This is a genomic window from Alkalihalobacillus alcalophilus ATCC 27647 = CGMCC 1.3604, from assembly GCF_000292245.2.
GTDB lineage: Bacteria > Bacillota > Bacilli > Bacillales > Bacillaceae_D > Alkalihalobacillus > Alkalihalobacillus alcalophilus.
In genome coordinates this window covers 1-16318 of the sequence record NZ_ALPT02000089.1, presented here as the reverse complement: position 1 = coordinate 16318, position 16318 = coordinate 1, and the positions used below count along the sequence as shown (strand labels likewise).

The following is a 16318-nucleotide window of genomic DNA, read 5'->3' as shown; positions in this document are numbered from 1 at the left end:
TTTGGCTAACTTATGATTACGTAACATTCCTTTGGTGTTCAAATCTTCGATACAGACAATATCGTGGTTTTTGATGATGTCTGTACTTAGTTTGTGAAGGAAATCGTCACGTTTGTTCATTACTCTTTCGTGTAATCTAGCAACTCTACGTTTTTGTTTCTGATAATTTTTGGCATCAAGAAGGTTCATACCATTGTTTTTAGCATTTAACGCACGTCTTGAAAGTTTTCGCTGCTCACGTTTTAGTCTCTTTTCCATTTTGCATGTGAACTTATTGTTGTCAATCTTACGACCATCAGAAAGAACCGCAAAGTCCGTGATGCCTAAATCTACACCGATAGATGAATCCGTTTTTTTCAAGGGCTGTACGTCTGTTTCGACTAGAATGGATACAAAGAACTTTCCGCTTGGATTTCGTCTGACTGTAGCGCTCAGAATACGTCCTTCAACCTCACGACTTTTGACCAAGCGAACAAGACCCAGTTTCGGCAATTTAATTTTGTTGTTTCCTATGGCAATGTTGCTATTTGTTACTTTCGTGGTGTAGGATTGTACCTGATTCTTTTTTGATTTGAAGCGCGGAGCTTTATTTTGTTTCTTGAAGAATCGAGTAAAGGAATCGGCAAGATTTTTCAGGGAGGATTGAAGGGCAATGCTGTCCACTTCTTTTAGCCATACGAATTCCTTTTTTAGTTGCGTTAATTCAGCCGAACAAGAAGAATACGTTAACCCTTTGCCTGTTTCTTGGTAGGTATCGTTCCATTGTCCTAAAAAGCGATTGAATACAAAACGAGAACAGCCGATGGTTTTAGCAATCAGGGTTTCTTGTTCTTTGCTTGGATAGAGACGGAATTTGTATGCTTTGTTGATGAGCATTGTTTTCACCTCAGATAGGAATGTATGTTCTTATTATACCCTAACAAGAATCTCTTTGGCTACCGCCAACCGCCATTCATCTCCCCCTTATCGTTGGGCTTCTCCCTTCACACGATGGAAGAGGGAGTCTTCTGTCGGGAAATGATAAATGACGCAACTGCACCTATGCCTAATATTATCATCACAAGAAATAAGTCTGACATCATGACCTCCCAAATTCGAGCTATTAGTATTTATATTGTACTCGTTTTGCCTTTTCATATGTTAGATAATTCGGAAAATAAAACAACAGTATAGAATGGATTAATCTTTAGCGAGAGCTCTTTGCTTTCCAATTGCATAATCCTCTAGAAAAAAACTATTCACAACATACGTTTAAAAATGCTATCGTGCTTTTCCCGACATACAGTGGAATATGTGAACTATATTGTTGTAACCACCAAATAGAAAAAATTCTCAAAAGGATTCGGAGTTATTTCACTGTTGAATTTAACGTATTATTTTAAGTTAAATACTGGTATAATAAATGCAACAAAAGGAGTTGATATTATGCCAAATATTAAACCTGTTTCAGATTTAAGAAATTACAATGAAGTTTTAAAGGACATTGCTGTAGGTGACCCAGTTTTTTTAACTAAAAATGGGCGAGGTAAATATGCCATTATCGATATTGAAGAATATGAGAAGAACCAAGCTACGATTAAACTGCTTTCAAACCTTATGGAAGCTGAAAGAGCAATAAAAACTGGTGATGAGTGGCTAACTGAAGAACAAGTTGAGGGTGATCTGGGGATTTAACCAATATGTATGAGTTGAGAATTAACCCTGTTGCTAAACAAGACTTGTTTGAAATTAAGGAATATATCACCAAGGAACTGGATAATCCGACTGCGGCTCTTAATGTAGTTTCAAATATCATGGAGAGTTACAAAAAACTAAAAATTATCCAATGTTAGGTGTAAAGTTATCATCAAAGATTCATATTGAAACAGATTATCGATATCTAATCAGTGGAAACTACATTGTTTTTTATAAATATGATGATGTTCATGTATCCATTTATCGAATTTTATATTCAAGAAGAGATTATGTAAAGTTATTATTTAATGAAGATATGCATTCAAATAAAGAACAGTGATACCTTTAAAATGCAAAAATTTGACGAGACACTCTAAATTAGGGTGTCTTTTTTGTGCCTAAACATTGAGGAACTAATTAAGTCGTTAAAAAGTCAGAATGAATCGACCATCACAGTGAGATGGTCATTTTTCTTTTTAATAATAGCTAAAGATTCTTTCTTCTACGCCTTTGTTAATACAGGCTCCGTTAACAATTCCGAAAAGCCTTTAATCGATATTAAAGGCTTTCGTAGAGTGAGGCAGGTCAATCACAAGATCCTGATAATGATGAAACATTTCAATCCACACGCCCATATAAAGTGCGACGCAGTCCAAGAACATATCGATCCTATAAAGGGCATTTCAATCCACGCACCCATATAGAGTGCGACTTCTCCAAATTTACGCACTAGTTCAGTTCCCCACTATTTCAATCCACGCACCCATATAGAGTGCGACTCTATAGACTTATCGTAATTTTTGGTAATCAACTTATTTCAATCCACGCACCCATATAGAGTGCGACTTGAGGCATTAAAAAGGTTAGAGTATGCAGCATATATTTCAATCCACGCACCCATATAGAGTGCGACGTTACTGGCGGTCGAGTCGGCCCACCTAGCGGCTATTTCAATCCACGCACCCATATAGAGTGCGACGCCTTTATCGTTTCTTTTCGGATCATCTTTCGGAATATTTCAATCCACGCACCCATATAGAGTGCGACAGCGGAGGTTTTGAAGCTTGAAGCTATATACATCAACACTTCAAGCACCTTTAAGTGCGAACCTCTGCAGTTAAACGTTAATCATTCTAAAAAAGACCTTTAAAAAAGTTAATTTCTATCTATGTTTAACTATTAAACTACTTCATACAAGCGTTTTTGTTAAACTACTTATACAGTGCGAATCTCCCAGGGATTTTATGAGAGCTTCCGGTTCGCACCGACCAGCTTTTACGGATACAAAATAATGCAGCAAAATGCCACCTAGCTTAACTCATCAATAATTTTCATATTTTTTAACAGAGCACAGCACAAATGGGTCAGAAAATAAGTCTTACCTTCCTCCCACTTGATATCTCACCCTCCTCTTTCCCTTTATTATAAGCTCCAGCTATTTACCTATCATTTCTAACATTAAAACTTGAGTAACCTTACATGTTCTGGATAATCATTGTAAATAGAATACTTCAAACGTAATTTAATTCCTAAAATACCAAAGCAAGAGAAAAATGACTATAATAATTGCCCAGATAATCATGTTTAATCTATAGCGATTTCCCTTGTATAAATTAGCAATAAGTGACGCAACTGCACCTAAGCCTAATATTATTATTACAAGAAATAAGCCTGACATCATGACCTCCCAAATTCGCTCTATTACTATATACATATTGTACTCGTTTCGCCCATCCATATGCTAGATAATTATGAAAATGATACCAAAACATAGAATGGGTTAATCTTTAGTGAAAGTTTTTTAATTACTTAAAAAGTCGTCAAGAATAAGGTCCTTAACGACTTTTTATGATTATTATTTATCATAACTTCTTTCCTCCTTTTTACACTTGTTGTTAAATCTATTAAGCATGCCAAAATAAAAAGCACTGGAGCTTTCCCAATGCTTTTTATTCATTATATTTTTTCAAATTGTTATCAGTTAACCTCATTCATTTTCTCTCCTCTAACCCGATTCACCAAAGGAGGAGCTCCACTAATATGTGCCTCGACCACATCACCATCTCTAATGACGACCGAACCAGGAGTTCCAGTCATAATGATGTCACCAGGAAGTAACGTCATAACTTTTGAATGAAATGCAACCAAATACCAAGGGTTATATCTCATATTGGCGACAACATTTTGATGTTCTAAGCGCCCATTTAATACTGTCGAAACCTCTAAATCAAGAACCTCTTCGTATTCGTCAATCAATAAATACGGGCCAAAACTTAAAAAGGTATCGAAGCTTTTGGCACGGGTGAGGTATCTTTGATTTTCAGCATGAATATCTGCCTCGGTCATATCAAGAACGGTTGTAAATCCTAATACATATTGACTTGCGTCTTCTTCTTCAATATGTACGCATTTCTTGCCAATAATAATGCCTAACTCGGCTTCTGCTGTTGTATTGGTTGAACCTGTTGGAATCTGAATCGTGTCCTCCATTCCGATAATGCTCGTATCTGGCTTCATAAAACTAACAGGGGAAAGATATGTTTCGTTTTTATTTGGCCTTTCCTGCAAATAATTCATCCCTACGCCCCAAATTTTTCGAGGACGTCGATACAGCGGAGCAAATTTCGCTTTTTCAAAAGGGATTGTCTCACAATCATGCAAACGCTCCTTCCCTCCATTTTTATACCACTCTTTTAGTCCATCGATTTGACCTGATTCAATCATTTCAAGAAGGCTCGTATTCCAATTTTTTTTGTCTACTTCATTTAGAGTTTCCATTAAGACAAGTCCATCATCTCTGGCAATAGCAGCTGTTTCTTTATCTTTTATTTTCAAGGTAGCTAGCTTCATCTTTTACGCTCCTTTTAAAATCGTTTTATATTTTTTGTTCGCTTTGTTGAGTAATGTTGTTTTTGACCCAATTTAAAAGGCGTAAATCTTGCCCTGGACCGGCAATAATCGATAATCCAACAGGGGTCCCATTTATGTTCAGTAAAGGTAAAGTAACTTCTGGAAATCCGGTCAAACCACTAATACATGTCATTTGTAATGTTTTGTTTCGCTGCACTTCAAGTCCTTCTCCTTCTGTTTGTAATAAAGGAGCGACACCGGGAGCTGTTGGCATAAGAATCACATTATCCTCACCAAGTAGCTCTAGCACATGTTGACGAATTTTCTCTCGTTTTAATCGTGCCTCTTCAGCCTCTTCCTCTGTAACCGTGCTCGCCCACTTAAATCGTTCGGCGATGTCAGAACCGAAATTCGGATTCACTTTTTCAATCCAATTTCCATGAGACTCCCATACTCCAAATCCTTGAAGTGTTCGAAACGTCGTTAACCAATTTTGCAAGTTCCCTTCAGCAAGCGTTATATAGTCAACTTGATTAATAGATTGTTGGAATTGCTCAACAATATTAGCGAATGGGTCCTTCAATTTTTCATCAACAAGGGCGAGAACATCTTGCGGAATAATCACTTTAGAAAAAGGATTTGTATTTTCTACTTGATCTAGCAAGTGGGTGCCAACTTCATATAATAATTCTGGAGTTCGGGCCATCCAACCAACTGTATCATAGTAACGAGCTAGCGGAATGACGCCATTCATTGAGACCGCTCCATGTGTCGGTCTGATTCCAAAGACTCCACAATAACTCGAAGGAATTCTGACAGATCCTCCTGTATCCGTTCCGATGGCGAAATCGACAAGCTCGGCTGCTACTACGACAGCAGAACCACTTGATGAACCTCCCGGAATACGCTCAGGTGCTTTTGGATTCACTGGTGTCCCATAATGAACATTCTCTCCGTTTAAACTAAACATTAATTCATCCGTATGTGTTGTCCCAACTAGCTTGGCTCCTTGATTGATTAATTGCTCAACCACCTTTGCATGCGTAGTGGCAGGAAGATGTGTTTGTTCCCAATCAGGATTACCCGCTCCTGTCACAACCCCTTTGACATCAAATACATCCTTAACTGCAAAAGACGCCCCACTGAGTGCTCCCTTTTTATTAGGGCCATCACCTGTTACACCGATGTGTTTAAATGCGTTCCATTGATCGTTCATCTGATCTCCCCTTTTCCTATTTCATTCATTTCATTTAATAACTCGTTTGACTAATAAGCCCTGAACTTTGCCGCATTTTTCGTAACTTCAAGGCAACTTGTAATTCTAAACTACTTTCTGCATTCTCAAGATCCATGTTTAATAATGAAGATATTTTTTCAATTCGATAGACAATCGTATTGTAATGAGTAAAAAGCTGTTCTGCTGTCTTCCTAATATTACGATTAGATTGAAAATACGCTTCCAACGTTTCAATATACTCTTCTCTTTTTTTAGGTTGAGATTCTAGCGGGCCTATTAGTTCATCTAGATAGTCATCTACTTCTTTAGTTTGAGGTAATAAGTACAACAAGCGAAATAGGTGTAAATCTTTATACGTAATGATTCTTTCGTTAAATATAAATTTCTGACTAATGGTTTTTACATTCACCGCAAGTTGATAACTTTTAGTGATGTTCTCCATTGAATGCACAGGTTCGCCAACACATAATCGGTAATCGAGCTGGTGTTTTTTGAATATAGGAGATTTCTCTAACTCGGTATGAATGATTTTAATCGTTTGTCGAAGAGACGTTTTTGATTCTTCCACAACAACGAACACATATTCATCATTTAAAATTGTACTAAGCACCTTCCCATGAAGAGTGCTTGATACGTTTTTCATAAAGTAATGAAACTCTTCTCCTGTCGTCAAAGTGTCTCGTTTTTCAGTGGCAAGAACGAGAACTTGAAACCATTTATCTTGTAAAGCTAAATCAAATGAACTCGTTCTTACTTCTAGATCTCTACTCGTTAATACATCTCCAATCAGCAAATCCTGAACAAATTGATTCAAATATTTTTTCTCGATTTTTTTTCGAGCTGTTATATTAGCTAACTCCATGTTTAAGAGGGAACTAATCTTTTCAATCGTTAAACAATCTACTTCTGTTAATTTATAATTCGTTTCGATACATGCAATAAATGGAATATAGCTTAATAATCCTTCATTCGCTAATGGGGTAGAATAGCAACGAAACGTCTCATCTCTCATTTTGATCGTTGTGATGCCAGTTCCCGTCTTTGATTCAATGTCCTCGGCGACCTTAAACACTTCACCCGAATCTAGTACTTCCTCTATTAAAGGAGCAATAATATTCCCTTCTAAATCATAAACAATAATCGGGTTTCCCATTAACTTTTCTAAATCGTAAATGACATCGGAAATCGCGTTACCTTTCATGATTTGTACAGTAAACTCTTGGACACGATTATAAAGAGTAATGAGGTGCTCAGATTCTTTATTAAACACTTCCTCCATCGCGATCCGAACGATATCCGAAAATATTGCGTGGGGAGGAATCTGAATAACCGGGAAATGTAATTCATTCGCCTTCTCAATTAAACTTTCAGGAATAGTCGGGAGAAACCTCCTCACTTTAATCCCGATTCCTGCCACTTTTTTCTCTTGTAATCTTTCAATTAAGTTCACAAATTCATCAGGGTTATCACGAAATGGATATCCATTCGTCATAATGAACTCACCCGCTCTAACCCAATCTAAAATATCTGGCCCTCCAATAATGTTGACACGGCTAATCAGTTTATCTGTGTTTGTATTTCCAGCAACGACCTCAGCACCCTCCAGTGGTCCGAGCTTTAACAATTCATCAATGCTGAGCCCTCTCTTTTCTACTTCTTCAACCATTTTTATCCTCTCCTACAAAGGCTCTAAAGTTGATGGTTTCTTTCATAAGCAGCTCTTACTTTCTGCTCTTTTTCATAGACGAGTTTTCCTGCAACCACAACAAACTCTCTCGGTGGCACAGAAGCAACAGCATGCTCTAAATTCATCGCCGACACTAACATAAAATCAGCCGGAGCACCTACACGTGGTACGAGCGACTGTTTAGTTGCAAATCGATAGGTTCCAAGGAGCTGATCGTCTTCAATCCACTGGAAACGTTCCGCCAATCGGTTCATTCGCCTAAGCATGTCACCATCACCAAAAGGAGACCAAGAATCGAGAACATTATCCGTCCCGATTTGGACATCGACCCCTAATGCCGCTAACTGCGGCACATTCGGCATCGGGCGATCAATGGGAACATTACTAATGATCGCTACTCTTTGCTCTTTTAATCTTTCAGCAAGTTCCCTAGACTCAGATTCTGTTACTTGACCAAGACAATAAGCATGACTAACAGCGACACGCCCTTGTAACCTAGCTTGTTCCGTCTTATCCATCATTCTATCGATCGTATATAAACCTAGATGCCCTGGGTCATGTAAATGAACATCCACCCCTTTATTAAACTGGGTCGCTAATTCAAAGACGTGAGCCAAACAAGACTCAATCTGATGATCCAACCCACCTGGGTCCACTGCTCCAACAAGATCAGCCCCCATTTGCATCGCTTCTTTCATGATGTCAATTGATTTAGAGCGAATGAGACCTTGTTGTGGAAAAGCAACAATTTCAAATTCAATGCTGTCCTTAAATTCCTCTCGCACTTGTAAAATGGCTTCTAAATGAGCAAGGCCAAGAGTTGGATCAATGTCTACATGTGTCCGAATTTTCGTCGTTCCATGACGTAACATAATATTTAGTAGTGTTCTTGCCCGCTCTAGCACATCCCCTTGTAGACTGGCCAATAATTCCTTTTCTCGCCGTAAGTGGTTTGGCAATGTATCAATTGCGGTACGTGAACGCCACGTTTCTCCGATAAAATGCTTATCCAAATGACAATGCCGATCAGATAATGTCGGTAAATAGAGCAATCCTTTAGCGTTCCACCCTCGCTCCCCTATTCCTAAGCTCGAATCATCTCGTTCCACAGCGGTAAAGAAACCATTTTCCATTTCTAGTCTGTAAAGATGTTCCCCAATTTTGACCTGCTTCCAATGTGTTTTCATCTCGCTCTACCCTCCATAAAAATCACGTTGTGGCTACTTTCAAATGGTTGGTTACTTGTACCGTTGTTTCGGCCACAAGTTTTCCACTCTTGTACACTCGCTCTCTTTCAGGCCTTGTATAGAGCAATGTTCTGATGTCCATCACTGGGCAAACGATCAAATCCGCTTCAGCCCCTACTTGTAACCCGTACTGTTCAAATCCAAGCGAACGGGCAGCACCATTTGTCACCATATCGATTAATTGCCTAGCATCTTGTTCCCTTCCCATATGACTCGTTTGGGCCAATAAAAACCCTATATCTAGTGGGTCGGCCGTTCCAAAAGGAGTAAACGCATTTTGAATATTATTGCTACCGTAAATCACCTTGACCCCATATTCTAGTAAAAGCTTTACCGGAGTCAGTCCTCTTCTCACACACTCTTTATCGCCACGGCCATTTAAATATAAATCGGTTGCTGGAAGAGAAATAACCTGTATGTCAGCTTGTTTTAATTCCTTCGCTATGAATGTCGCTTTCTCTTTTTCAACAGAACCAAGTGATGTCAAATGCCCAACCGACACACGACCTTGCATACCAAACTGATGAGTAAATCGAATCACATCCATGATCGCTAACTCATCCGCGTTATCGGAAAAGTCGACGTGCAAATCAACAGGTTTTCCGTATTTCTCAGCTAGACGAAAGACAAAATCAAGATGCTTATCTAGGTCACGGTCGTTATACGTAATTCCCCCAACGACATCGGCCCCCATTTCCATTGCCTGTTCCATCAATCCTTTTGTTTCCTCGTCATTAAAAATTCCTTCTTGAGGAAAGGCCACGATTTGAAGGTCAATGCTATCCTTCACTTGCTCTTTCAAAGCTAAAGTAGTTTCCATTCCCATTAATCGACTAATGGGATCAATCTCGACATGACAGCGCATTCTCGTCACACCTTTGGCCACAGCTTGACGAATGACTCGAAGCGAGCGCTCTTCAATATCGGTTGCCGTAAATCCGTGCTTCAATTCGGTTGTCTTCTCAATTGCCTGACGTAGTGTCGTGACATCTCCAGTTAATTGCTCTAACAAATACGCCTTATCCAAATGAATATGACTCTCAACCAACCCCGGAAGCAATAATTTCCCACCTAAATCAATGACTTCTTCTGCCTTAGGAGGGTTCTCTGTTGACGGCTTTAAATAGGCAATCTTTCCATCACGAGTTCCGATATCGATCCAAGTTGGAAAAGTTGGATTAAAACAACGAGTAAACAATATATCCATTCCGTATCAGCTCTTTTCTGCTTGAAAATCTCTCATCAAACCAATCCACTCCTCACTCGTTGTGAGAGCCCCAATATGTCGTTCTATATTTTTTAAAGAAGCTTCATATACATCCCGATAAGCACAAGTGGTTGCATCCTTTACTAAGACGATATGAAAATCTTTTTCGTGAGCATTGCGTGCGGTTGACTCTACACAGACATTCGTATTAATCCCACATAACACCAACGTTTCAATTTGCAAACTTTGTAAGTAATGTTCAAGACTGTTATTTGAAAAGGCACTGTAGCGATGCTTTTTAAATACTTTCTCGTCAGCTCTTGGAGTTAACCGACCGTACGGCTCACTCCCCCATGACCCTTCTCGACAACTAAAAGGATGCTTTTTGGCGACTCTCCGCTCTTTCCAAGCCGCTTGCCCGTCATTTTCGTCATTATGTTCCATCCAAACAAACACAACCGGTAATTGACTTTCTCTCGCTGCCTCCATCATGTTGTAAATAGTCGGCTCAAGCATTTGATAAGGCGTCACATCAAAACCTGCTTGTTCAAATGCACCGCCATCCGCGACAAAGTCATTTTGCATATCAATAATAAGTAAGGCTGACTTTAACGAACAAAGCCTCGCTGGATCATAATTCATTTTTATCCCCCAATTATAGAGGCGACTCAAAAGGGCAATGATACCCTTTCAGTCGCTTCCGAATTCCTCACTTTTAGCAGTCAACCGTTTACTAACTTCCATACTCTCCGTTAGTCTTGTGGCAGAAACTCATTCGTAAAGTATCTTTCAAGTTCATAACGTTCTGAAATCAAGTCACTTTCTTCTAAAATATCAAGCGTTTGTTCCATGTTTTCTGGCGACATCCACCCATAAGGAACCCCATCAAATAAAGCGATTTCCTCTAATCTTTCAATTTGTCCTTTCGCGGTCTCCACATCTGTTGCCTCTGGGAAAAGCTCTGCAGAAATTTCGGCTGCTTCTTGTGTGTTTTCAAATGTGTATTCAAACCCTTTATTTAAAGCGGCTAGAAAACGTTTCACGGTATTAGGGTTTTCTTCCATAAACTTATCGTTGCCAATAATCGTCAGACTCGCTAAATCAAACCCGTAATCGGCTAAATAAAGCGGCGTTAACTCAACACCCATTTGCTGTTCAAAAACGGGGTACTCATTGGTTGAGAAAATAGCGACTGCTTCCACATCTTTATTTAAAAACAAACTATTTCTCGCCGATGTTTCGACTGGTAATGATTTTACTTTGGATTCATCCACTCCATTGCTCTGCAGAAAGTTTGGAAAAACATTCGTTAAAGTAGATGAAATCGAAATCGAGATACTCTTGCCTTCTAGATCCTTCGGTGTCTCAACAGGCGAATCAGGGTGTGACACAATTAAAAACGGGGAACGGCTCATATAGGAAGCAATCATTTTAATTGGCATTCCTTCGACTAATCCTTGAGCCGGTTCAACGGTCGATGTAATCCCAAACTCTTCCTGTCCTTGAGCAACAGCTTGCATTACCGATGCCGACCCATTTCCCTCTAATACCTCCACATTTAAACCGTACTCTTCAAAAAAACCTTTCTCCTTCGTGACAAATAACGGGGCAAATTCTCCTTTAAACTTCCAATTCAACCGTAACGTAACATCTGTCGTCTCAGGTGCCCCAATGCCATCTATTGTTGATTCAGCCACGAGCTCTCCATCCGATTCCGTTGTTCCTGTTGTCGCCGACTCTGATTCCCCGCACGCCACTAACACAACCGTAAAAAGAATAGCCAGCATCATCATTTTCAAGAACTTCACCATATCAGTACCTCCTATTATTTTTGAATTAGGCCTCAGCTAAAATCCCTTGTGATTTAAAGATCGTTCGTACTTCTTGTACATGTTCATCAAACGCCGGTTGCCTTCTTGCTTGTGCATTACGTGGACGGTTTAATCGAATCGGAATTTCCTTCAATATCGTTCCCGGTCGTCCTGACATGACGACCACTTTATCTGATAAGAAAATCGCTTCTTCAATGCTGTGGGTAATAAAGACCGTCGTAAAACCAAACTTATTGGATAACTTTAAAAGGTCATACATCATCTGTTCCCTCGTTAAGGCATCTAGTGCCCCAAATGGTTCATCCATTAATAATAGTTTTGGATCTTGAATTAAGGCCCGACAAATCGAGACTCGTTGCCTCATGCCACCTGATAATTCATGCGGGTATTTATCTTCAAAACCTTTTAACCCAACCGATTCTAATAATTCCAAAGCCTTCGAACGATTGGTTTGGTGGTTTTCACGATGAAACCAAGTAATGCCCTTCACTTCCAAAGGAAACAACACATTTTCTAAAATTGTCCGCCACGCGAGCAAGACGTCTTTTTGAAACACAACCGCTGAACCTTCCGCTATTTTTTTCAAAGGAGTCTCGTTTATAACGACCTCTCCGCTAGATGGTTTCTCTAGTCCAGCAATGATTCTCATAATCGTACTTTTCCCGCACCCACTTGGACCAACAACCGATAAGAACTCCCCTGGTTCGATCGAGAGATAAATATTTTTTAATGCTTGAACGTCTCCCGATTTTGTATTGAAAATTTTTCCGACATTATTCAGTTCCAATTTCGTCGTCATCTTATTTGCTCCCTTCCGCTTTTGTCGCGTTATACCAAGGCATCACGAACCGCTCTACAAGATGTACGGCAAAAAATAACATCATCCCAAGAAGTGCTAAAGCAAACAATGTCGCAAAAACCATCACCGTATCTAAACGATTATTGGCCGTTAATTGCAAATAGCCAAGCCCTCTTTCTGACGCGACAAACTCCCCGACAATGGCCCCAACTACGGCTAACGTTATCCCGACCTTGAAGCCACCAAAAAGATGAGGCAAAGCGTTCGGAAGTCGTAAGTAGTAAAAGATTTTCCATTCCGAAATGCCAATCGAGCGACCAAGGTCATGCATGTCCGAATCAAGGGAACGGAATCCGACAACCGAATTAATCACAATCGGGAAAAAGGAGATTAAACTCGCGAGAAGCACCTTTGTCGCCAAACCGTACCCAAACCAGATCACAAGAATAGGAGCAACCGAGACCATTGGAATACATTGAATCGCAATAATAATTGGATAAAAAGAAGATGCTAAATAACGGGAATACACAATCGAAATCGCCAGTGGAACCCCGACTAGTAAGCTTAATCCAAACCCTAAAAGTACTTCTGAAAGAGTTGTAAGGGAGTGACTGAAAATGAGACTAAAATCGCTTATAAATTTGCTGATGATTTCAAGCGGTGAAGGGAGAATATAGCTTGGGATATCCATCAACACCGTTAGAACTTGCCATAAAAGCCCTAGTCCGATTAAGGTCAGCACCGACCAGAGAAATTGTGGAATTTGAACCTTCCTTTTTTTGATCATCGTGTCCGCTTGACTCATATTTGCCATTTTGATTTTGGTTGACTGCATGGTTATTCCTCCTTACATTTCATTTCATTCTTAACGAACGGCCTCAATCAGTTGCGGTGCTGGTGCCTCAGCTAGTAAGTCGGTATTCGTTTTTATTGGATAGGATAGATGGATGGCCAATTGACTTAACTGTTGCTTGACTCGTTCATTCTCTGGTTCAGCATTCAACCAACTAATGATTTGCTCAATTTCCTTTAACTCGTAAAAACGAGAAACATACGCGAGGAGTTGGCCATATTGAAGCATATTTCCACTTCCTAGTGGGTTAAAATAATCTCTTAGATTATCGGAACCAAGTTGAATCGGAACCCCTGCTTTTGCCAATTCTTTCACTCTAGTTAAAGAGCGTGTCGCAATCGCCGTCGGGCATGTCGTAACGGTCATTCCTGATTTCGCCACCGCCTCAATCGTATCGAGTGCCACCTTGTCATCCACATTTGCGAGTGAGCAACAATGAATCGCCGTCACTTTATGTTTTAATTCCCTTTCTGTTGTGACCTTGGCTAAATAGGGCAGATTAAAGTCATCCGCTCTTCCGGTTTCATCTGTATGGAATTCAATCCAGTCAAGGTTTCCTTCCTCGGCAATACCGATGATTTTATCGATATGTTCTTTTCCATCTTGGTCCATACTCGTATGGCCACCAACCCCATTCACCCCCATCTTAATTGCTTCACGAAGAAGAACTTCTGTCTCCGGAAAGCGCTCAAAACCTTCTTGATTAAAAGCAACGAGATCAAGGACCAACCTGTCTTTCCATTCTTGCTGGACTTCAAGAAGCGCCTCGACTGCTCGTAATTCAAACAACGGATCGACATCTACATGCGTCCTCACATACGTCGTACCGTACTTATGCATTTTTTCAAGGGCTAATGAAGCCGCTACTTTAATTTCTTCTTTGGACAACAGAACTTTTGCATTTCTTGTCCATTCCGCCCTAATCGGTGCCGGTTCATCTTGATACGAATTTGGTGGGATTAAAAACCCTTTATCGATATGTGCATGATAGTTTTTCCAGCCCGAATAGTTCATGAGCGTCCCCCTTCCGTAACCCGTACAACTGGAGCAATTAAGTTGGCTCCTTGAGGTCCTTGATGCTCTGAACCAGCCGAGCATAAAATACGGGTTTCCCCAACATAACTGCCGACAACAGCATTCGCTACCGCTTTTGCAACGATACCGGCATGCATGGCTAAGGCGTCTGTATGAATCGTATGCCGTTTACCACGAACCGTTTGAATCGCATCAGCCCCAGCATTGACAAAAACATTCACGACTTGCTCCTGTTGTTCATTCGTTAAGAAAGAATCTGTTTTAAGTCCCGCATCTTGAAACGCAGCCTGCATGCCCTTTAAATCCAATCCATCCTCCATCACACCGGCTCCAATATACAAATCACTTTCGGAAGCTTTCGAGTTCCCCATGACAATCACTCTTGCCGCCACTTGCTCTTGGCCAGCAGATACAGACGTTTTGTTCGAGTAGAGAGAATGGTCTTGATTGAGACTGTCTTCTCTAATGTCTTCTCGATTTACTTCTTGTAAGGCAACAGCTGCCCCTAATGCCGACGCTGCTTTTGAAAGGGTCCCCCCTACGCCCCACGGGGCCTTCACCTCAACACATTTCACATCATCCAACGATTCAATCCCCGCTTCTAACATCGCCTTTTGAACCGCTTCTGTTACTAAATCGAGCTGGGTTAGCGTCCCAATTTCATCCTTTTTTAAAACCGGCGTTGAAGCGACCCCAAATGCAAACCGTTTTTCTGCTCCTGTTTGGTTGGATTCTCCCTTCTCCTTTTTAATAAAAAGAGTATAATGTGGAGTCATCAAACCACCCGTTTTTCCAATCATCATCATCGGAATCGTATCAAACACCTCTTGTTGACTAATGTTCAACCTTTCTGATAATAGAATCTGAAAAGCCAACGTAGCATACCCTCTTGAATATCCATCTCCTTCCGTCTGAGCAATAATCGCTTTAATATCCTCTGCCTGAACTCGTTCCTCATTTAACAATTTTTCTAAAGCTGAAACATCACCAGGATGCTCCATATCACAGCGAATTAATTGATAGTTCATTCGACAAACCCCTTTTCTGAATATTTCGTGTTTTTAAGTTAATTTAATCTTAGCATTCAGAAAAGCATGAGTAATTGTTGTTTATTCACAATAAAAACGAAATCTTTTTAGTTACTTTCGCTAATTTTATCGCCCATAGTCAGATCCCATCCACACTCTCGTTACATTTTCTCTCGAACAAGATTCAAAACAAGACAAAAAAGCACATGCAGGATTCGACATGTGCTTGGGGGGAACGATTAAGTTAAACTCTAAATAATAAACTCCACAGTAATCAGGGCAGGTACTTCCATTATAGGGAATTACTTTCATTGTATGTCACTAACACTTGATTCTTTTCAGCTTCCGATTTATTTCATTTTTATAAAAATAATCTGGATCAAACTTCCGACCACCTGTATCTTTCTCAGCCCATAACAACATATCGTCATATTCAGGATGAGTTTCCTCATTATAGAGTGCGACTATAATTATTGTTAATTGGAGGTTGATGTAATGATTTCAATCCACGCACCCATATAGAGTGCGACAGTTAAAACAAAAAAGGAGGAGAATACACTTTTATTTCAATCCACGCACCCATATAGAGTGCGACGAAATCAAGAGATGCACACCCTTCCGGATAATATTATTTCAATCCACGCACCCATATAGAGTGCGACAACTCGTAGTCCATCTATTTTAATTATTTCATTTGATTTCAATCCACGCACCCATATAGAGTGCGACTTGCGCCGCAATAGACGTAAACGTATCGCCTTTTTATTTCAATCCACGCACCCATATAGAGTGCGACCCTTTTGACCGTGGTACTCTTTAATCTCGTCCGCAAGATTTCAATCCACGCACCCATATAGAGTGCGACTACA

Annotated in this window: 13 protein-coding genes and 2 CRISPR repeat arrays; of the genes, 1 reads left to right on the top strand and 12 read right to left on the bottom strand. The window is 40.0% G+C overall.

Annotated elements, in window-relative coordinates:
* On the bottom strand, positions 1 to 876 hold an 876-nt coding region (gene tnpB / locus BALCAV_RS17790; protein WP_040324193.1), incomplete at its 3' end, for an IS200/IS605 family element RNA-guided endonuclease TnpB.
* Between the two features lie 549 nt (positions 877 to 1425).
* On the opposite strand from tnpB, the gene BALCAV_RS17785 reads away from it, so the two are divergent.
* Positions 1426 to 1674 carry a type II toxin-antitoxin system prevent-host-death family antitoxin gene (locus BALCAV_RS17785; protein WP_003324711.1) on the top strand — a complete coding sequence of 83 codons (249 nt, stop codon included), beginning with the start codon at positions 1426 to 1428 and terminating at the stop codon, positions 1672 to 1674.
* A gap of 614 nt (positions 1675 to 2288) precedes the next feature.
* Positions 2289 to 2721: direct repeats of the CRISPR family, unit length 33 nt; unit sequence TATTTCAATCCACGCACCCATATAGAGTGCGAC.
* Positions 2722 to 3651: 930 nt separating this feature from the next.
* Here BALCAV_RS17785 and BALCAV_RS17775 read toward each other — a convergent pair.
* The 11 genes from BALCAV_RS17775 to BALCAV_RS17725 form a co-directional block, all read right to left on the bottom strand.
* A complete protein-coding gene (locus BALCAV_RS17775; RefSeq protein WP_003323425.1) occupies positions 3652 to 4524 on the bottom strand; it encodes a fumarylacetoacetate hydrolase family protein in 873 nt (290 codons plus the stop codon).
* A 25-nt stretch (positions 4525 to 4549) separates the two neighbouring features.
* A complete protein-coding gene (locus tag BALCAV_RS17770; protein WP_003323426.1) occupies positions 4550 to 5740 on the bottom strand; it encodes an amidase in 1191 nt (396 codons plus the stop codon).
* A gap of 34 nt (positions 5741 to 5774) precedes the next feature.
* Entirely contained in the window at positions 5775 to 7427 is a 1653-nt protein-coding gene (locus BALCAV_RS17765) for a PucR family transcriptional regulator (protein WP_003323427.1), read from the bottom strand.
* Between the two features lie 23 nt (positions 7428 to 7450).
* Positions 7451 to 8635: an amidohydrolase family protein gene (locus BALCAV_RS17760; protein WP_003323428.1), complete on the bottom strand. Its 1185-nt coding sequence runs from the start codon at positions 8633 to 8635 to the stop codon at positions 7451 to 7453.
* Positions 8636 to 8657: 22 nt separating this feature from the next.
* Positions 8658 to 9902, bottom strand: coding sequence for an amidohydrolase family protein (locus BALCAV_RS17755; RefSeq protein WP_003323429.1), 1245 nt, complete (start codon positions 9900 to 9902; stop codon positions 8658 to 8660).
* Positions 9903 to 9908: 6 nt separating this feature from the next.
* The gene (locus BALCAV_RS17750) at positions 9909 to 10544 is read right to left on the bottom strand and encodes a cysteine hydrolase family protein (protein ID WP_003323431.1); all 636 of its coding nucleotides are present in this window, start codon (positions 10542 to 10544) and stop codon (positions 9909 to 9911) included.
* Between the two features lie 110 nt (positions 10545 to 10654).
* Complete coding sequence (locus tag BALCAV_RS17745; protein WP_003323432.1) at positions 10655 to 11713, bottom strand: ABC transporter substrate-binding protein; 1059 nt, start codon at positions 11711 to 11713, stop codon at positions 10655 to 10657.
* Positions 11714 to 11738: 25 nt separating this feature from the next.
* Positions 11739 to 12533 (bottom strand): ABC transporter ATP-binding protein, encoded by a 795-nt coding sequence (locus BALCAV_RS17740; protein ID WP_003323433.1) that lies wholly within the window; start codon positions 12531 to 12533, stop codon positions 11739 to 11741.
* A gap of 1 nt (position 12534) precedes the next feature.
* A complete protein-coding gene (locus tag BALCAV_RS17735) occupies positions 12535 to 13368 on the bottom strand; it encodes an ABC transporter permease (RefSeq protein ID WP_003323434.1) in 834 nt (277 codons plus the stop codon).
* Between the two features lie 30 nt (positions 13369 to 13398).
* The gene (locus BALCAV_RS17730) at positions 13399 to 14400 is read right to left on the bottom strand and encodes an amidohydrolase family protein (RefSeq protein ID WP_003323435.1); all 1002 of its coding nucleotides are present in this window, start codon (positions 14398 to 14400) and stop codon (positions 13399 to 13401) included.
* Positions 14397 to 15449 (bottom strand): ring-opening amidohydrolase, encoded by a 1053-nt coding sequence (locus tag BALCAV_RS17725; RefSeq protein ID WP_003323436.1) that lies wholly within the window; start codon positions 15447 to 15449, stop codon positions 14397 to 14399. Before BALCAV_RS17725 ends, BALCAV_RS17730 begins: the two co-directional genes overlap by 4 nt.
* A gap of 498 nt (positions 15450 to 15947) precedes the next feature.
* A CRISPR array of direct repeats spans positions 15948 to 16314; the repeat unit is 32 nt; unit sequence ATTTCAATCCACGCACCCATATAGAGTGCGAC.
* Positions 16315 to 16318: the final 4 nt, after the last annotated feature.